The 18,366-nt window shown below is 57.8% G+C and carries 19 protein-coding genes; 10 read left to right on the top strand and 9 right to left on the bottom strand.

All coding sequences use genetic code 11. The annotated features are described in order from the left end of the window. Positions 1-2 precede the first annotated feature (2 nt). The 3 genes from rhaD to rhaM are packed head-to-tail and all read left to right on the top strand — an operon-like array spanning position 3 to position 2,334. Positions 3-833, top strand: coding sequence for a rhamnulose-1-phosphate aldolase (gene rhaD, locus F3J31_RS22085; protein ID WP_048028382.1), 831 nt, complete (start codon positions 3-5; stop codon positions 831-833). A gap of 41 nt (positions 834-874) precedes the next feature. Then, complete coding sequence (fucO, locus tag F3J31_RS22080) at positions 875-2,023, top strand: lactaldehyde reductase (protein ID WP_167215561.1); 1,149 nt, start codon at positions 875-877, stop codon at positions 2,021-2,023. Continuing rightward, positions 2,020-2,334, top strand: coding sequence for an L-rhamnose mutarotase (rhaM, locus tag F3J31_RS22075; protein ID WP_167215558.1), 315 nt, complete (start codon positions 2,020-2,022; stop codon positions 2,332-2,334). Before fucO ends, rhaM begins: the two co-directional genes overlap by 4 nt. On the opposite strand, the gene F3J31_RS22070 is transcribed toward rhaM, so the two are convergent. The 4 genes from F3J31_RS22070 to F3J31_RS22055 form a co-directional block, all read right to left on the bottom strand. Then, positions 2,322-3,599, bottom strand: a complete 1,278-nt coding sequence (locus F3J31_RS22070) for an MFS transporter (RefSeq protein ID WP_048226833.1) — start codon at positions 3,597-3,599, stop codon at positions 2,322-2,324. The two genes, rhaM and F3J31_RS22070, sit on opposite strands and share 13 nt — an antisense overlap. A gap of 44 nt (positions 3,600-3,643) precedes the next feature. Further along, complete coding sequence (locus F3J31_RS22065) at positions 3,644-5,767, bottom strand: alpha-galactosidase (RefSeq protein WP_167215554.1); 2,124 nt, start codon at positions 5,765-5,767, stop codon at positions 3,644-3,646. A 104-nt stretch (positions 5,768-5,871) separates the two neighbouring features. Next, positions 5,872-6,867 carry a LacI family DNA-binding transcriptional regulator gene (locus F3J31_RS22060; protein WP_048226829.1) on the bottom strand — a complete coding sequence of 332 codons (996 nt, stop codon included), beginning with the start codon at positions 6,865-6,867 and terminating at the stop codon, positions 5,872-5,874. Between the two features lie 17 nt (positions 6,868-6,884). Continuing rightward, positions 6,885-7,433, bottom strand: a complete 549-nt coding sequence (locus F3J31_RS22055; RefSeq protein ID WP_023309744.1) for an XRE family transcriptional regulator — start codon at positions 7,431-7,433, stop codon at positions 6,885-6,887. A gap of 102 nt (positions 7,434-7,535) precedes the next feature. On the opposite strand from F3J31_RS22055, the gene F3J31_RS22050 reads away from it, so the two are divergent. Both F3J31_RS22050 and F3J31_RS22045 read left to right on the top strand, forming a co-directional pair. Next, positions 7,536-8,195: an AzlC family ABC transporter permease gene (locus F3J31_RS22050; protein WP_045909098.1), complete on the top strand. Its 660-nt coding sequence runs from the start codon at positions 7,536-7,538 to the stop codon at positions 8,193-8,195. Continuing rightward, positions 8,195-8,518, top strand: a complete 324-nt coding sequence (locus tag F3J31_RS22045; protein ID WP_008501826.1) for an AzlD domain-containing protein — start codon at positions 8,195-8,197, stop codon at positions 8,516-8,518. The genes F3J31_RS22050 and F3J31_RS22045 overlap by 1 nt, the downstream gene beginning before the upstream one ends. A 40-nt stretch (positions 8,519-8,558) precedes the next feature. On the opposite strand, the gene F3J31_RS22040 is transcribed toward F3J31_RS22045, so the two are convergent. Both F3J31_RS22040 and fdhD read right to left on the bottom strand, forming a co-directional pair. After that, positions 8,559-8,771: a DUF1471 domain-containing protein gene (locus F3J31_RS22040; RefSeq protein WP_021242795.1), complete on the bottom strand. Its 213-nt coding sequence runs from the start codon at positions 8,769-8,771 to the stop codon at positions 8,559-8,561. A 114-nt stretch (positions 8,772-8,885) separates the two neighbouring features. Beyond that, positions 8,886-9,722, bottom strand: a complete 837-nt coding sequence (gene fdhD, locus F3J31_RS22035; protein WP_045909097.1) for a formate dehydrogenase accessory sulfurtransferase FdhD — start codon at positions 9,720-9,722, stop codon at positions 8,886-8,888. A 372-nt stretch (positions 9,723-10,094) separates the two neighbouring features. Between fdhD and fdnG the strand changes: the two genes are divergently transcribed. From fdnG to fdhE, 4 genes are read left to right on the top strand one after another with little or no spacing between them, the layout of a single operon-like run. Further along, a complete protein-coding gene (fdnG, locus tag F3J31_RS22030; protein WP_086374971.1) occupies positions 10,095-13,145 on the top strand; it encodes a formate dehydrogenase-N subunit alpha in 3,051 nt (1,016 codons plus the stop codon). A 12-nt stretch (positions 13,146-13,157) separates the two neighbouring features. Next, positions 13,158-14,060, top strand: a complete 903-nt coding sequence (fdxH, locus tag F3J31_RS22025) for a formate dehydrogenase subunit beta (RefSeq protein ID WP_008501831.1) — start codon at positions 13,158-13,160, stop codon at positions 14,058-14,060. After that, on the top strand, positions 14,057-14,692 hold the full coding sequence (gene fdoI, locus F3J31_RS22020; RefSeq protein WP_008501832.1) for a formate dehydrogenase cytochrome b556 subunit: 636 nt from the start codon (positions 14,057-14,059) through the stop codon (positions 14,690-14,692). The genes fdxH and fdoI overlap by 4 nt, the downstream gene beginning before the upstream one ends. Further along, a complete protein-coding gene (gene fdhE / locus F3J31_RS22015) occupies positions 14,689-15,618 on the top strand; it encodes a formate dehydrogenase accessory protein FdhE (protein ID WP_008501833.1) in 930 nt (309 codons plus the stop codon). Before fdoI ends, fdhE begins: the two co-directional genes overlap by 4 nt. 39 nt (positions 15,619-15,657) lie before the next feature. Here fdhE and F3J31_RS22010 read toward each other — a convergent pair whose 3' ends face one another. Beyond that, positions 15,658-16,029: a type II toxin-antitoxin system VapC family toxin gene (locus tag F3J31_RS22010; RefSeq protein WP_080347348.1), complete on the bottom strand. Its 372-nt coding sequence runs from the start codon at positions 16,027-16,029 to the stop codon at positions 15,658-15,660. Between the two features lie 2 nt (positions 16,030-16,031). Next, positions 16,032-16,274 carry a ribbon-helix-helix protein, CopG family gene (locus F3J31_RS22005; protein ID WP_048226827.1) on the bottom strand — a complete coding sequence of 81 codons (243 nt, stop codon included), beginning with the start codon at positions 16,272-16,274 and terminating at the stop codon, positions 16,032-16,034. Positions 16,275-16,472: 198 nt separating this feature from the next. On the opposite strand from F3J31_RS22005, the gene F3J31_RS22000 reads away from it, so the two are divergent. Beyond that, positions 16,473-17,393, top strand: a complete 921-nt coding sequence (locus tag F3J31_RS22000; protein ID WP_167215551.1) for an alpha/beta hydrolase — start codon at positions 16,473-16,475, stop codon at positions 17,391-17,393. An 8-nt stretch (positions 17,394-17,401) separates the two neighbouring features. Here the strand turns inward: F3J31_RS22000 and fabY are convergent, their stop codons facing one another. Beyond that, positions 17,402-18,343 (bottom strand): fatty acid biosynthesis protein FabY, encoded by a 942-nt coding sequence (fabY, locus tag F3J31_RS21995; RefSeq protein ID WP_023309755.1) that lies wholly within the window; start codon positions 18,341-18,343, stop codon positions 17,402-17,404. Positions 18,344-18,366: the final 23 nt, after the last annotated feature.

Genomic DNA, 18,366 nt, shown 5'->3' with positions numbered 1-18,366 from the left:
GTATGCAGACTATCACCCACTCCTGGTTCGTCCAGGGCATGATCAAAGCCACCTCCGACGCCTGGCTGAAAGGCTGGGACGAGCGCAACGGCGGCAACCTGACGCTGCGCCTGGACGACGCGGATATCGAACCTTTCGCGGCCGATTTCCACGCGAAGCCGCGCTATATCGCGCTGAGCCAGCCGATGCCGCTGCTCGCCAACACGCCGTTTATCGTTACCGGTTCCGGCAAGTTTTTCCGTAACGTCCAGCTCGACCCGGAGGCCAACCTCGGCGTGGTGAAAGTGGACAGCGACGGCGCGGGTTACCACATTCTGTGGGGGCTGACGGATGAAGCGGTGCCCACCTCCGAACTGCCGGCGCACTTCCTCTCCCACTGCGAGCGCATCAAAGCGACCAATGGCAAGGACCGCGTGATCATGCACTGCCACGCCACGAACCTGATCGCCCTGACCTACGTGCTGGAAAACAGCGCCGATGTCATCACCCGCAAGCTCTGGGAAGGCAGTACCGAGTGTCTGGTGGTATTCCCGGATGGCGTGGGCATTCTGCCGTGGATGGTACCGGGTACCGACGAAATCGGCCAGGCAACCGCCGTTGATATGCAAAAACATTCTCTGGTGCTATGGCCGTTCCACGGCGTGTTCGGCAGCGGTCCAACGCTGGATGAAACCTTTGGCCTGATCGACACCGCCGAGAAATCAGCGGAAGTGCTGGTGAAGGTGTACGCCATGGGCGGCATGAAGCAGACCATTCCCCGGGAAGCGCTCATCGCCCTCGGCAAGCGCTTTGGCGTGAGCCCGCTGCAATCCGCGCTGGATTTATACGCATAACGCCTTTGCAGGACAAACGTTGATCGTTAAGGAGAATTATCATGAGCTTTATGTTGGCGCTTCCAAAAATCAGCCTTCACGGCGCGGGCGCAATCGGCGATATGGTCAATCTGGTAGCGAACAAGCAGTGGGGAAAAGCGCTGATTGTCACCGACGGCCAGCTGGTGAAGTTGGGCCTGCTCGACAGCCTGTTTACCGCGCTGGACGCCCATCAGATGTCGTATCACCTGTTCGATGAGGTGTTCCCGAACCCAACAGAAGCGCTGGTGCAAAAAGGATTTTCGGCTTACCGGGACGCGGAGTGTCATTACGTCATTGCCTTTGGCGGCGGCAGCCCGATTGATACCGCCAAGGCGATTAAAATCCTCACCGCTAACCCCGGCCCGTCAACCGATTATTCCGGCGTCGGCAAGGTGAAAAATGCGGGGGTGCCGCTGGTAGCGATCAACACCACCGCAGGAACGGCGGCGGAGATGACCAGTAATGCGGTGATCATCGACTCCGCGCGTCAGGTGAAAGAGGTGATCATCGACCCGAACATCATCCCGGATATCGCCGTGGACGATGCCAGCGTCATGCTGGATATTCCGGCCTCCGTGACCGCCGCAACCGGTATGGACGCATTAACCCACGCCATTGAAGCCTATGTGTCCGTTGGCGCGCACCCGCTGACCGATGCCAACGCGCTGGAGGCGATTCGCCTGATCAACCTGTGGCTGCCGGAAGCGGTTGATAACGGTCATAACCTTGAGGCGCGCGAGCAGATGGCGTTTGGCCAGTATCTGGCGGGCATGGCGTTTAACAGTGCGGGTCTGGGTCTGGTACACGCCCTGGCGCACCAGCCGGGCGCGACGCATAACCTGCCGCACGGCGTGTGCAACGCCATTCTGCTGCCGATCGTCGAAAGCTTTAACCGCCCGAACGCAATCACCCGCTTCGCCCGCGTGGCGCAGGCGATGGGCGTCGATACCCGCGGCATGAGTGATGAAGCCGCCAGCATGTCCGCCATTCAGGCGATTCGCGACCTGAGCGCTCGCGTCGGCATTCCTGCGGGCTTCAGCCAGCTCGGCGTCACTCAAGCCGATATCGAAGGCTGGCTGGATAAAGCCCTCGCGGATCCGTGTGCGCCATGCAATCCGCGCACCGCCAGCCGCGATGAAGTCCGCGAGCTCTATCTGGAGGCATTATGATCCGCAAAGCGTTTGTGATGCAGGTGAACCCGGACGCGCACGAGGAGTACGCGCGTCGCCACAATCCAATTTGGCCCGAGCTTGAAGCGGTGCTGAAAGGCCACGGGGCTCACCACTACGCCATTTATCTCGACAAAGCACGTAACCTGCTGTTTGCGACCGTGGAGATTGAATCGGAGGAGCGCTGGAACGCGGTAGCGAATACCGACGTCTGCCAGCGCTGGTGGAAACATATGGGCGACGTCATGCCGTCGAACCCGGATAACAGCCCGGTGAGTGCGGAACTTAAAGAGGTCTTTTACCTGGACTGATGTGTTAGCGCTGCCGCCCCCGCGGCGGCGGCAATCTCCTGCCTGCTGCTCAGCGTAAACGCCGACACCACCGTAATCGCCAGCACGAAACAGCCCAGCATCAGATACGTCTCCTGGAAGCCGATCCGGTCATACATATTCCCGGCAAAAGCGGAGAGAATAATCGCCGCCGACTGTTTGGCAAACTGGAAGCCGATCAGATAGATAGTCGCCGACAGTCGGGTATCAAACACCCCGGTGATGTACTTGAAGGCGCCCACCAGCAGGAACGGGACTTCCAGTGCGTGCAGCATCTTGAGGGCAATCACCTCCACGGCAGTGGTGGCGAACGACGAGCCGATAATGCGCGTCGCCATAATCACCCCGGCGATCAGCAGCGTGTTCTTCGCGCCGATGCGGTTAATGATCCACGGCGAACAGAACATAATGATGGCATTACAAATCTCCCCGGCAGTCGTTGCGAAACCAAAGGCGCGGGTCCCCTCCTGCGGCGTGGCGAAGAAGGTTTTAAAGAAGGTGGCAAACTGCTGATCGAAAACGTCATACACGCAGGCCACGCCAATCACGTAGAGGATAAACATCCACATTCTGCGCTGGCGGAACAGGTTGAACACGGTTTTTGCGGTGATTTGCGGCTGGTTCGCGCCCAGGGCATTCATGACCTGCGCCGTCTGGTTGGGCTTCGGCTTCGCGACCACCAGCAGCAGCATCAGCAGCAATGCCGCTCCCGATCCCATCCAGAAAACATACGACGGATCGATGCCGAACAGGATGCCGCCCGTGGAGGCGCACAAGCCCCAGCCGAGACAGCCAAACATGCGCGCCTTGCCGTATTCAAAGAAGCTGTTGCGGCTCACGCGTTCGATGTAGGCCTCAATCGCCCCCGATCCGGCCGAAAATACAAAACCGATATACAGCCCGCCGCTCAGCGCGCCCAGCCAGATATTGGCTTTCAGCAACGGCGCGAAGACATACAGGAAGAACGGTGCGAACAGAACCAGCAGCACCGCGATGATCCACAGAAGGTGTTTTTTCAGCCCCAGCTTGTCCGAAATAACGCCCAGTAGCGGCTGGAACGCGATGGCCGACAGCGAGATGCAGGAGAAGACAATCCCGGTATGGGTTTTATTCAGGCCGATGATGTCCGACAGCCAAATAGGCAGGAACGGAAAGCAGGTGGCCATGATGAAGAAGTAGAGAAAGAAGAACAGCCCGAAGATCCAGAAGTTAGGGTTGTCTTTGTGGGTACAGGTTGTTGTGTTCATTATTTTTATCCTCAACGGAGGGCCGGTTGCCCGGCCCGTCACCTTTACACGCGTTCAACGCCAATCAGAACGGCGGTTTCCGGATCCAGAATCGGCAGCGCAATGCCCGCCTGCATCAGCCACTCGCCGCTCACCGTTTGCGGCGTTTCCATCCACGCTGGCAGCTTGCGCATGGTGTGCCCTCCCTCGCCCGTAATCTGAATATTCGGGTGATCGAGCAGCATGACGCGGTACCGCGCGCTAGCCTCCAGCCCCGCCATGCGCAGCGGCATCATCAGGCTGTAATCCGGCATCGCGAGCTGGCTGACCATAAACAGCCCCTGCGCCTTATCTTCGCTCACCATCCCTTGCGCCAGCGTGGTGGCATCCGGCATATCAATACGCCACTGGGTACCATGGTGGATCACCTCTCGCCACTGCTTGTGCAGCGCGGCGTAATGGCGATAGCCTTCGCGCTCCTGCGCGTCCACGGTGAGCGGATCCAGCTCCAGCCCCATATGGCCAAACAGGGCCGTCAAGCCGCGAAACTGGATGCTATGCTGGCGGAAGGTGGCGTGACATTTATGATGACCGATATGCGCGCCCATCACCTCCGGCGGGAAGAAGTAGCTCATGCCGCGCTGGATGGTGCTGCGTTCCAGCGCGTCGTTGTTGTCAGACGCCCAGAAGCGGTGGCTGCGGGTCAGTACCTCATAATCAATGCGCCCACCGCCGGAGGAGCACGATTCAAACTCAATATGCGGGAAGCGCTCGCCCAGCACGTCCAGCAGGCGGTAAAACTGGCGGGTCTGCGCGTCGGCAGCGGCTTTACCGTTGTGTCCCGGCTGCACCAGCTCGCGGTTCATGTCCCACTTCACGTAGTCGACCGCATGCTCGCCCAGCAGCCAGCTCATGCGCTCCACCAGGTAATCAAAGGCCTCCGGGATGTTGAGATTGAGCACCAGCTGGTGTCGTCCGGTCGCCTGGGGATAGCCCGGCAGCGCCAGTACCCAGTCAGGATGCGCGCGGTACAAATCGGAATCCGGATTGATCATCTCCGGCTCTACCCAGATGCCAAACTCCATGCCGAGCCGCTTGACGTGGTCGATCACCGGCGTCAGGCCGTTCGGGTATTTCTTCTCATCCAGATACCAGTCGCCCAGCGCGGCATGATCGTCATTACGGCCTTTGAACCAGCCGTCATCAATGATGAAGCGCTCCACGCCCAGCGCGGCAGCCTCGTCGGCCATGCGCATGATGTAGTCCGGATCGTGGTTGAAGTAGATCCCTTCCCAGGTATTGAGGTGCACCGGGCGCGGTTTGTTTTCCGGGAAGCGGATGACGTTGTTGCGCAGGTAGCGATGGAACGGCTGACTCATGCCGTTCAGGCCCTGCGTGGAGTAGCTGGCATACAGGCGCGGCGTCCAGAGCGTATCGCCCTCCTCAACCGCCATTTCACCCGGCAGGTAGAGCGCTTCGGCCTGCAGGTAGCGACGACCATCGGTTTTCGCTTCCGCGCGCAGGCGGTGATTACCGCTCCAGCCCAGATGCACGCCCCAGACGTCACCCTGCATTTCGCTGAACGACGACGTACCGGCAATCAACGCCGGGAAGTGCTCGTGGGAGGTTTTACCCCGGCGGTTTTCAATCACGAAGCTGTCGTGTTCAAGCTTTACGCGGTGCGGCTGGAATTCACGGATCCAGCGTCCGTGGAAGGCCATCACCTCCTGCGCGCGCTCGGCCACCGGCAGCGTGACGGCGAAACGGTCCACCTGCCAGGGGATCGCTTTCAGATTCGTTAAACCGTGACGAACCACCAGCACGCCGCTGGCATCCAGCGCCAGCTCGCTGGTCAGGCGCAGTCCCGCATGCTCATCTTCGGCGGTTATCGTCAGGGTATTTACGCCCTGCTGCACCTGGGTGGTTTTGAACACCGGGGAACCGTCCAGCCCCTGGCGGTGCCCCTCAATGCCCGGCGAGCCAAACAGGCCGTGCCCCAGCTCGGCCATCAGCGTGACCGGGGAGTCGACGTCAAGCCTGCCGTTGGCAACAGGACGCGCGAGCAGAGCAACATCCTGCGGCGAAAAGTGCCGAAGGTGAGGCCCCCAGTAGAGAATTTCGGCGAACGGATGGGTTTTAATCACCACGTCTACCGTCGTGGTTTCGAGACGTAAAACGGAATCTTGCATCAGACATCTCCTGTCATCGGGATGATCTGAGTGTTGATCCGAAACGTTTCGGATACAAACCAAAACGTTTCGGTTCTGTGATCTGCTTTAAAATTTTGCGGTATTTAAGCCGTCTGGCCCGGAGAGAATTCTGGCTGCCAGAGTACCTGAAGCTGTTCAATATCGTCGCCGTTAATCAGCTGGCGCACCATATCGGCAATCTGTTTCCCGACGCCCTGGCGGGTGGACTGGATCACCGACGCCACGTCAATATCGACGATGCTGTCCTGGGGTAGTCCGTCATAGACCACCAGTGAGACGGCGTTGTCGCCGGATAAACGCCCCATCTGCGCCAGCGCCATCGCCGCGCCGTCGCCGTGGGTGTTGCAGTCGGTGATGATGGCCGTGGGCGGCTGCGGCAGGGCAAGCAGTTCTTTCGTGGTGGCATACCCAACGCGGCGCGAAGGCGGCATAGCGCGCAGCCATTCGCTGGAAAGCCCGGCTTCCCGCAACGCGTCCAGATAGCCCTGACGGCGCTGGGTGATAAACGCCTGATTGTTGCTTTCGCCAAGTAGCGCGATACGCTGATGGCCTTTCTCGATCAGCCAGCGGGTAGCCTGATGCGTACCGGCGTAGTTGTCGAAATCAAACCACGCGTACGGCTGCGGGAGATGGCTGCGCCCGAGCGCCAGGAAAGGAAAACCGGCCGCCTGCAGCTGCTCAAGACGGGGATCGTGATCCAGCGTGTGTGCCACGATCAGCGCATCCACGCGGCGGCTTTGCACCATGCGCATATAGCTGTGTTTATCGGCCAGATCGTCATCGGCAATCAGCAACAAATCGATTTCATGTCGCGCCAGTTCGTGGCTAATTTCGCCGACCATGTCCATAAATACGCTGTTATTGAGCGGAACAGGATGGACCGGGAACACCAGCCCAACGGCGTCAATTTTGCCCATCTTCAGGCGCCGGGCGAAGGTGTTCGGTCGGTAACCACGGCGCTGGGCCTCTGCTTCCACGCGTGCGCGCGTCTCGGCGGAGACGTCGTCATATCCGTTGAGGGCGCGGCTGACGGTGGTGACTGACAGCCCCAGTTCTTTGGCAATGGCTTTAAGCGACATGAGTTTCCGTATCTCTGTTAGTTTTGTTCCGCCACCAGCAGCGCGTAAGTGTCTGGCTCCAGGGCCTTGAAGATATGCGGCTGGTCGGCGGGATAACAAATGTAATCCCCTGCGCCGAGCTCTTCCGCCGCGTCGAGCAGACCGACCAGCGCCCGCCCCTGCGTCACAATAATATGTTCAACCGAGCCAGGTGGATGCGGCTGTGAAATACGGTCTGCTCCCGGTTGGGTCATCAGAAGATAGACATCGCGGCGCGCGCCGGGGGGGCATGCCGCCAGTAAAATGGCTTCATAGTTAGCCTGTCCAGCCACCACTTTTGTCCCTTCACCACGGCGGATCACCTGCGTGGTCGGCAACTGTGGCTCAAGCAAACGGGCGAAAGGAATATCCAGCGCCACGCAGAGCGACCACAGCGTTTCCAGGCTAGGGTTACCGTTGCCGGACTCCAGCTGGGAAAGCGTGGATTTTGCGATCCCGGCACGGCGGGCAATTTCCGCCAGTGAAAGCCCGGTTCGCAGGCGTTCTCGCACCAGACTTTTGGCGATCAGGCTGATCGGCTGCGTCATATAACGGCCTCGCGTTCTATAAAACGAACAAATCGTTCGTCTTGAAAATCAATTTCGTTGCGTTCATTATAATGGATACACGTTCGATATGGCTAAAATTGTATGAAGCATCATCTCTCTTGTCTGAAAGGCGACACCATAAAAGCAATCATTCTGGTCTGCCTCGCGGTGGGCGTGGTCGGGATGTCCTACGGATCGCTGGCAATGGCCTACGGTTTCCCGGTCTGGGTGCCGTTTGTGCTCTCCATTACCGTGCTGGCGGGCGCGTCTGAATTTATGTTTATCGGCATCGTGGCGAGCGGCGGCAATCCGCTGGCGGCTGCGGCGGCAGGTTTGCTGGTCAACGCGCGGCATGTGCCGTTTGGCGTGACGGTGCGTGAGCTGGTGGGCAAGCGCGGTCTGAGCCTGCTGGGCTGCCACATCATGAACGATGAAAGCGTGGTGTTTGGCCTGTCGCAAAAAACCGCCGAACAGCGTAAAGCCGCCTACTGGCTGTGCGGCTTAGGCGTTGCCATCATCTGGCCGCTGGGCGCGCTGTTGGGTGCCATGGTGGGCAAACTGTTGCCCGACCCGGAAACCATCGGGCTGGACGCGGTATTTCCGGCCATTCTGCTGGCATTAGTGGTTCCCGCATTTAAAAACCGTACCACGCTGATCCGCGCCTGCAGCGGCGCTGTGTTATCGCTGGCCGCCGTGCCGTTTGCCCCAGTAGGCCTGCCGGTACTGCTCTCTTTACTGGGTCTTGCCGCGAGGAAAAAATAATGGAAAACATGACGGTCTTTATCCTCGGCATCGCCATTCTTTCTGCCGGAACCTATTTAATGCGCCTTGGCGGCGCCAAACTCGGCAACCGGCTGGCGCTGTCGGAGCGTTCTCAGGCGCTGCTGTCAGATGCGGCAACGGTATTGCTGTTCTCCGTCGCGCTGGCGACCACCTTTTATGAGGGAGAACACTTCGCGGGCATGGCGCGCGTGCTGGGCGTGGCGTTTGCGGTGTTTTTGGCCTGGCGGAAAATGCCGTTAATCGTGGTCATTGTGGCCGCGGCGGTGGTGACGGCATTGCTTCGCGTGGCGGGCATAAACTAAAAAAGCGCCCCGGGGGCGCTCTTTCGACGGTGTGACTCGCTTATTTGTTCAGTTCAGCAGTCATGTGTACGCGGTTACCGGAGAATGCCTGGGTAATTTTGTACGATGACGCGCCCGCTTCCTGAGCCTGAGCCGCGATTTTCGCTTCTGCACCATCAATGGTAGAGGCGGTTGCGGTCACAGTCTGCGCAGCGAAAGAACCGAAAGAAGCAGCCAGAGCGATTACAGCGACAAAAGTTTTGATGCTTTTCATGATTTAAACCCTTTCATTAAGTTGTTTAGGTAAGGCACCGTGCCTTGATGAGATAAATACTAGACCTCATCGCGAACAACTAAAAGCGGAAGGATTTGCTAATATCATTCAAAATTACTGATCAACTATTAATCGCTGAGGATGGGTATAAATCGTCGCCCTTCCCGGCTTGCAGAAGCCCACCAGCGTCAGGTTACAGCGCTCCGCTACCTCTACCGCCAGCGTGGTCGCCGCCGACACCGCGAACAAAATTTCCACACCGCACATGGCGGACTTTTGCACCATCTCGTAGCTGGCCCGGCTGGAAACGAGCGCAGCGCCCTGCTGCCAGACCTGACTTTCACGCGCACGACGACCGAGCAGCTTATCCAGCGCCACGTGGCGACCCACGTCTTCATGCCCACCGGCAATCTCTCCCGACGGCAATACCCATGCCGCCGCGTGCGTACAGCCGCTCAGTTGGCCGATGGGCTGTACGTCGTTGAGATGCTCAAGGGCGGGGTCGAGGTGCGCCAGATTAAAGGTCTGAGTAAACGGCAGTGGCGCAACGGGCTTGCCAATATCGTTAAGCTGCTCAACGCCGCACACGCCGCAGCCGGTACGCCCGGCCAGCGCGCGACGACGCTCCTTAAGCCCCATAAAGCGGCGGCTGGAGAGTTCGATTTGCACTTCAAGACCGTTGCAGGCCTGGACCACGTCCATGCCGTAGATCTCTTGCGGATGCTCGATGATGCCTTCCGAGAGGGAAAAACCGATGGCGAACAGCTCAAGATCTTTCGGAGATGCCATCATCACCACATGCGAGATGCCGTTGTAAACGAGCGCAACGGGCACTTCTTCCGCCAGAAAATCGGGCGTGGCATCGGTTATGCGGGGCGGTCGGTGTACCGACAGTTCCACAATGCCGGCAGGCAGGGGTGACGAGTGGGGATCACGGTTTTGTTTAGACACAGCGGTATTCCTGAACAACCACGGAAGCGAGCGTGCTATTGCAGCATAAACCACAGGCTGTACGCATAGTATGGATCAACTTTTCGACAACCATTCTCCTACTCATTTAGCAGGGGTGCAACCTGACACCGGCTACATCGCTTTAACATGCAGAGCTTTTAATGTGATCGATATCACACTTTATAATCAACATGGTGATAATACGTTCACTTTGTATTAACGCCATTAGAACAGCGGTACCGACAATGTGGTATTCTGATGATATCCCTCGTGGAATTGAGGGATTAACGCAAATTTTTCTCCTTTGCGGTCATTCTTCAACCGCGAAGTCAAAACTACATATGTAAGCAATGTCGAAACAAGGAGTGACCCATGCAGGTCAGCAGAAGGCAGTTCTTTAAGATCTGCGCTGGCGGTATGGCAGGCACCACGGCAGCGGCACTGGGCTTTGCGCCCGGCGTAGCGCTGGCGGAAACGCGGCAGTATAAACTGCTGCGCACCCGTGAAACCCGTAATACCTGTACGTACTGCTCTGTCGGTTGCGGGCTGTTAATGTATAGCCTCGGCGACGGTGCTAAAAACGCCAAAGCGTCTATTTTCCACATCGAAGGCGACCCGGATCACCCGGTTAACCGCGGCGCATTGTGCCCGAAAGGGGCCGGTCTGGTAGACTTTATCCACTCCGAAAGCCGCCTGAAATTCCCTGAATATCGCGCGCCGGGTTCCGACAAATGGCAGCAAATCAGCTGGGAAGAGGCGTTTGACCGCATCGCTAAACTGATTAAAGAAGACCGCGATGCCAACTTTGTTGAGAAGAACGCCGACGGCGTCACGGTCAACCGCTGGCTCTCCACCGGGATGCTGTGTGCCTCTGCTTCCAGCAACGAAACCGGTTATTTAACCCAGAAATTTACGCGCGCACTCGGTATGCTCGCGGTCGACAACCAGGCGCGTGTCTGACACGGACCAACGGTAGCAAGTCTTGCTCCAACATTTGGTCGCGGTGCGATGACCAACCACTGGGTCGACATCAAGAACGCCAACCTCATTGTGGTGATGGGCGGTAACGCCGCTGAAGCGCACCCGGTCGGGTTCCGCTGGGCGATGGAAGCCAAAATCCACAACGGTGCGAAACTGATTGTGATCGATCCCCGCTTTACGCGTACTGCGTCAGTGGCGGATTTCTACACCCCTATTCGTTCAGGTACTGACATCACTTTCCTGTCAGGCGTACTGCTGTACCTGATGACCAACGAAAAATACAACCGCGAATACACCGAAGCCTATACCAACGCCAGCCTGATCGTGCGTGAGGATTACCACTTCGAAGATGGCCTGTTTAGCGGTTACGACGCTGAAAAACGCAAGTACGACAAAACCAGCTGGAACTACGAGCTGGATGAAAAAGGTTTTGCGAAGCGCGACACCACTCTGCAACACCCGCGCTGCGTGTGGAACCTGCTGAAAGAGCACGTCTCCCGCTACACGCCGGAGGTTGTCGAAAACATCTGTGGTACACCGAAGGCGGACTTCCTGAAGGTGTGCGAGCTTATCGCCGAAACCAGCGCGAAAGACAAAACCGCGTCGTTCCTGTACGCCCTCGGCTGGACGCAACACTCCATCGGCGCGCAGAACATCCGCACCATGGCGATGGTTCAGCTTCTGCTCGGCAACATGGGGATGGCAGGCGGCGGCGTGAACGCCCTGCGCGGTCACTCCAACATTCAGGGTCTGACCGACCTCGGCCTGCTGTCTCAGAGCCTGCCGGGCTATATGAACCTGCCAAGCGAGAAACAGACCGACCTGCAAACCTACCTGACGGCCAGCACGCCTAAACCGCTGCTTGAAGGCCAGGTGAACTACTGGGGCAACTATCCGAAGTTCTTCGTCTCGATGATGAAAGCGTTCTTCGGGGATAAAGCAACGGCGGAAAACAGCTGGGGCTTTGACTGGCTGCCGAAGTGGGATAAAGGCTACGACGTTCTGCAGTATTTCGAGATGATGCACCAGGGCAAAGTGAACGGCTATCTGTGCCAGGGCTTTAACCCGGTGGCCTCGTTCCCGAACAAGAACAAGGTTGTTGAGTCGCTGTCGAAACTGAAGTTCCTGGTGACGATTGACCCGCTCAATACCGAGACCTCGACCTTCTGGCAGAACCACGGTGAATCGAACGACGTCGATCCGTCGAAGATTCAGACCGAAGTGTTCCGTCTGCCATCGACCTGCTTTGCGGAAGAGAACGGGTCTATCGTCAACTCCGGACGCTGGCTGCAGTGGCACTGGAAAGGCGCTGACGCCCCGGGCATCGCCATGAACGACGGCGAGATCCTGGCCGGTATCTTCTTGCGCCTGCGTAAGATGTACGCGGCAGAAGGCGGCGCGAACCCGGAACCGGTCCTGAACATGACCTGGAACTACTCGACGCCGGAAAACCCTGCGCCAGAAGAAGTGGCGATGGAGAGCAACGGTAAGGCGCTGGCGGACGTTATCGACCCGGCCACCGGCACCGTGCTGGCGAAGAAAGGCGATCAGCTTAGTACCTTCGCGCACCTGCGTGATGACGGTACCACCTCCAGCGGCTGCTGGATCTTTGCCGGTAGCTGGACGCCGAAAGGCAACCAGATGGCCAACCGCGATAATGCCGACCCGTCAGGCCTTGGCAATACGCTGGGCTGGGCATGGGCGTGGCCGCTCAACCGCCGCATCCTCTATAACCGTGCGTCCGCTGACCCGCAGGGCAACCCGTGGGATCCGAAGCGTCAACTGCTGAAGTGGGACGGCGCGAAATGGGGCGGCGTGGATATTCCGGACTACAGCACTGCCGCACCGGGCAGCGACGTTGGGCCGTTTATCATGCAGCCTGAAGGAATGGGGCGTCTGTTCGCTATCGATAAGATGGCGGAAGGTCCGTTCCCGGAACACTACGAGCCGTTTGAGACGCCGCTGGGCACCAACCCACTGCACCCGAACGTGGTCTCTAACCCGGCTGCCCGTATCTTCAAGGGCGACTTTGAAGCGCTGGGTAAAAAAGACAAGTTCCCGTACGTGGGTACCACCTACCGTCTGACCGAGCACTTCCACTACTGGACCAAGCACGCGCTGCTTAACGCCATCGCGCAGCCGGAACAGTTTGTGGAGATCGGCGAGAAGCTGGCGAACAAGCTCGGCATTGCCCATGGCGATACCGTGAAGGTATCCTCTAACCGCGGCTACATTAAGGCCAAGGCGGTGGTGACCAAGCGTATTCGCACGCTGAACGTTCACGGTCAGCAGGTGGATACCATCGGTATTCCGATTCACTGGGGTTATGAGGGCGTGGCGAAGAAAGGGTTCATTGCGAACACCCTGACGCCGTTCGTCGGTGATGCGAACACGCAGACGCCGGAGTTTAAGGCCTTCCTCGTGAACGTGGAAAAGGTGTAACGGAGACGACTTATGGCTTATCAATCTCAAGACATTATCCGTCGTTCCGCGACTAACGGTTTCACGCCCGCGCCTCAGGCGCGGGACCACCAGCAGGAAGTGGCGAAGCTTATCGACGTGACGACCTGTATCGGCTGTAAAGCTTGTCAGGTGGCCTGCTCTGAGTGGAACGACCTGCGTGACGAAGTGGGTCACAACGTCGGGGTGTACGACAACCCGGCAGACCTGACCGCCAAGTCCTGGACGGTGATGCGTTTCTCGGAAGTGGAGCAGAACGACAAACTGGAATGGCTTATCCGCAAAGACGGCTGTATGCACTGTGCGGATCCGGGCTGCCTGAAGGCATGTCCGTCAGAAGGGGCTATCATTCAGTATGCCAACGGCATCGTCGACTTCCAGTCCGAACAGTGCATCGGCTGCGGCTACTGCATCGCGGGCTGTCCGTTCGACGTACCGCGCCTGAACCCGGAAGACAACCGCGTCTACAAATGCACCCTGTGCGTGGACCGCGTTACCGTCGGCCAGGAGCCTGCGTGCGTGAAGACCTGCCCAACCGGCGCGATCCACTTTGGCTCCAAAGAGGATATGAAAACGCTGGCGGCAGAACGCGTGGGCGAGCTGAAAACCCGTGGTTACGACAACGCGGGCCTGTACGATCCGGCCGGGGTTGGCGGTACGCACGTGATGTACGTGCTGCACCACGCCGACAAGCCGAATCTGTATCACGGCCTGCCGGAGAACCCGGAAATCAGCGCCACCGTGAAGTTCTGGAAAGGCATCTGGAAACCGCTGGCAGCGGTGGGCTTTGCTGCCACCTTCGCAGCGAGCATCTTCCACTACGTCGGCGTCGGTCCGAACCGCGCGGAAGAGGAAGACGACAACCTGCATGAAGAGAAAGACGAGGTGCGCAAATGAGAAAACGTGACACCATCGTGCGCTACACCGCGCCGGAACGCATCAACCACTGGGTCACCGCCTTCTGCTTCATGCTGGCGGCGATAAGCGGGCTGGGGTTCTTCTTCCCGTCCTTCAACTGGCTGATGCAGATCATGGGGACACCACAGCTGGCGCGCATCCTGCACCCGTTTGTGGGCGTCATCATGTTCGCGTCGTTCATCATTATGTTTTTCCGCTACTGGCACCATAACCTAATCAATCGGGATGATATCTTTTGGGCGAAGAATATTCGTAAGATCGTCGTCAACGAGGAAGTGGGTGACACCGGGCGTTATAACTTCGGCCAGAAATGCGTATTCTGGGCGGCGATTATCTTCCTGGTCCTGTTGCTGGTGAGCGGCGTGATCATCTGGCGTCCGTACTTTGCGCCTGCTTTCTCAATCCCGGTGATCCGATTCGCGCTGATGCTGCATTCATTTGCCGCAGTGGCGTTAATTGTGGTTATCATGGTGCATATCTACGCCGCCCTTTGGGTGAAAGGCACCATTACCGCGATGGTGGAAGGATGGGTAACCAGTACGTGGGCGAAGAAGCATCACCCGCGCTGGTACCGTGAAGTCCGCCAGAAACAGGAAAAGTCATCTGAATGAGTATTCGCATAATCCCGCAAGATGAGCTGGGGTCGAGCGAGAAACGCACGGCGGATTATATTCCGCCGTTGTTATTCCCCAGACTCAAGAACCTCTATAACCGCCGCGCAGAGCGTCTGCGCGAGCTGGCAGAGAACAACCCGCTGGGCGATTTTCTGCGTTTTGCCGCGCTGGTCGCCCACGCGCAGGAAGTGGTGCTGTACGATCACCCTCTGCAAATGGATCTGACCGCGCGCATCAAAGAAGCCAACGCGCAGGGCAAGCCGCCGCTGGACATTCACGTCCTGCCGCGCGACAAGCACTGGCAAAAGCTGCTGCATTCGCTGATTGCCGAGCTGAAGCCGGAAATGAGCGGCACCGCGCTGGCGGTCATTGAGAATCTGGAAAAAGCGTCCGAACAAGAGCTGGAAGAGATGGCGAGCGCGCTGTTTGCCTCTGACTTCTCTCTGGTCAGCAGCGATAAAGCGCCGTTTATCTGGGCTGCGCTGTCGCTTTACTGGGCGCAAATGGCGAGCCTGATTCCGGGTAAAGCGCGCGCCGAATACGGCGAGGCGCGCCAGTTCTGCCCGGTCTGCGGCTCTATGCCGGTCTCCAGCATGGTGCAAATCGGCACCACGCAGGGGTTGCGCTACCTGCACTGCAACCTGTGTGAAACCGAGTGGCACGTGGTGCGCATCAAGTGCAGCAACTGCGAACAGACCCGCGATCTGAACTACTGGTCGCTGGAAAATGAAGACGCGGCGGTGAAAGCCGAAAGCTGCGGCGACTGCGGCACTTACCTGAAGATTCTGTATCAGGAAAAGGACCCGAAAGTCGAAGCGGTGGCCGACGATCTCGCCTCGCTGATTCTGGACGCGAAGATGGAGCAGGAGGGCTTTGCCCGCAGCTCGATCAACCCGTTCCTGTTCCCGGGTGAAGGGGAGTAATTCCCTGTGACAGTGCCGGGCGGCGCGTGCTTGCCCGGCCTACAATTGATAAGGTAAAACCACCCCGGCAATCCCCTGAAAGTCTTTGGTATTCCGGGTGATTAACGGGCAATTTCTGCTTTGGGCAGTCGCTAAAATAATGGCATCCGGCAGTTTCATGCCATGCTTCTCACGGAGCACGACGCTTCTTTCTGCGATCTCTCGGGTTACATCGATAACCTCAAATGCGCCCATTACCGCCGCGGTTTTCGCTTCGTGGCCATGTTTGCGCGCCCCTACCATGACTTCCATCCATGTGATTAGACTGATTGACCGGTGCGATGCTGTGTTTTCGATCGTATTTGCTGCCTCGACGCGATTGTTGAAAAGGTCGATCAGGATATTGGTATCAAAAACCGCCATGTGTTCCATCACTACCACTCCTCACGCAGCTTGCGCTCATACTCTAAACCATCTTCTTGCTGGTTCCCCCAAAGACCAAGCGCATCACGGATAACGGACGAGCTTTGCTGATCGAGATACTGCTCAATTGCTTCACGCAGTAATTCGGCACGAGGTTGGTTACGCAGCTGTTTGAGGTTATCGAGACGTTGAATAACGTCATCCGACAAATCGATCAGAATTCTGCCCATGCTAAGCTCCGCCAGTAAACTCATATATCACCTCAGTATATCACCATTGTCTATTTTCAAGGCAACATACGCTTTCTCTCAGTAGGGTTAAAGTCCCTGGCAATAGTTAGCCTTCCATTTGCGAGGCGCTTTCCAGATTGTTGCCCTCAACACTATTCTTGTTTTCTTTTGAATCAAACCAGGCTATAAAACTGTTCATTCATACAGTAAAAGGGAATTTTCATGGCGCTGGAACAGGGTATTGCACAGCTGGTTCAGGGGTTTATCGCTGCAGGTCGGCCCTCGTCACGTCGCCAGAGCATTGAGGTGCGACGAGCAGGCTATATTGCCAGCACGAGGCTTGCCGGGGAGACCGAAACGCGCGTTCAGGTGGAGACGCTTGTTCTTGAGGGTCTTACCATTCGGGTATTTTCACCTCTCAATGCACCTGAACTATTGCCTGCTGCCATCTACTACCACGGCGGATGCTTTATCAGCGGCGGCTTTGATACCCATGACAACCAACTCCGTCAGTTAGCCTGCTACGGCAACTGCCGGGTGATTGCGATTCAGTACAGGCTGGCGCCGGAGCATACTTTCCCCGCCGCACATGACGATGCGGAAAGAGGTGCAGATCTGGTCTGGCACTATGCGGACAAACTGGGCGTGGATAAAAACCGAATCACCCTTTGCGGAGACAGTGCAGGGGGACATCTTGCGCTGGTAACGTCATTGCGGCTCAATGCGAAAGGGCGATGGAAACCCGCACTGCTCATACTCATCTACCCCATGCTCGACGCCACGGCCAGTTTTGAAAGCTATGCCCTCAATGGCACGGATTACATCATCACCCGCGATACCCTGCTCAGTGGGTATGAAATGTACCTCGCCGACACCGACCGCCAGCACCCCGAAGCAAGTCCGCTGTGGCGCGATGATTTTTACGGTCTTCCGCCTGTGCACATTATTACCGCAGAGTACGATCCGCTCTGCGATGAGGGCGAAATGTTGTTCCAGCATCTGACGGAGCAGGGTGTGAAGTGTACCGCTCAACGCTGGCTGGGCGTCATCCATGGCTTCTTTCAGCTTGGCGGCGTGAGCCAGTCAGCGCGAGACGTTATGCGGGATGTCGCCGGGCGGATTCAGCACGCCCGGGGAGCGTGAACAGGAGATTACTCCTCCTCGTTCCCACCCTCTTCATACGCGCCAAAAGGCTTCGCCGGAAGAACGATATAGGTGCCTTCAAACACCGCGCCCGGTGTTTTATCGCCAAACAGTTCAACCTGCATTTGTACGCGAGCCTTGCGGCCACGAGCCAGACGGTCCAGATCGCCGCCCAGTGACCCCAGATCGGCCACCGCACTCGGCTTGCCGCTGATCGGTGCGCTATAGCGGATATGAGCATCAGCAAGAATGATGGTGCCACCAAGATGGCGCTCGCGCAGCATCAGCCAGATCAGTCCCCAGCCGGTGAGCGTGGCCAGTGAGAACAGGCTGCCGGCAAACAGCGTGTGGTGCGGGTTCTGATTGCCGGTTTCCGGCATGGTGGTAATAAATTTTTGTCCGGTGTACTGCTGAATGCGCACGCCCATTTTTTCACTGAGCGGGATGTGCTGATACCAGGCCTGCTGGAGCTGTCCGCACCAGTCGGCGCGATGCAGAATATCGTCCAGGGTGGCGATGGGTTTGATCATCAAAAAATGACGAATCGGCGTGGTTTGCGGGGTCGTGATTTCCCCCTGATTCACAAAACCGAGTTTAGCGAAGAACTCAACGGCATCTTCGCGGGCGCTACAGGTGACACGCTTAACGCCTTCCTGACGGGCGACGGATTCCAGGGTCATCGCCATTAGCGTTCCCAGACCTTTGTCCTGCACGGAGGGATGAACCGCCATAAAGCGAATAGACGCTTCGTTATCGGCGTTGATATACAAACGCCCGACGGCCACGAGGTTGCCCTCTTCGTCCATCACCATCTGATGGTGGGCCATCGCGTCCCAGGCGTCGCGTTCAGAGCCTTTTGGCTGATGCAGTGGCTTGCGCAGCATTTCCCAGCGGAACTGGTAATAAGCGTCTAACTCTTCTTCCGTTTGCGGTACTCGAAGGTGATACATAGCTGTACTCTCTCTTGTTACCC

The organism is Enterobacter sp. Acro-832, assembly GCF_011752745.1.
Taxonomy (GTDB): domain Bacteria; phylum Pseudomonadota; class Gammaproteobacteria; order Enterobacterales; family Enterobacteriaceae; genus Enterobacter; species Enterobacter quasiroggenkampii.
This window is presented reverse-complemented; position numbering and strand designations above follow the sequence as displayed.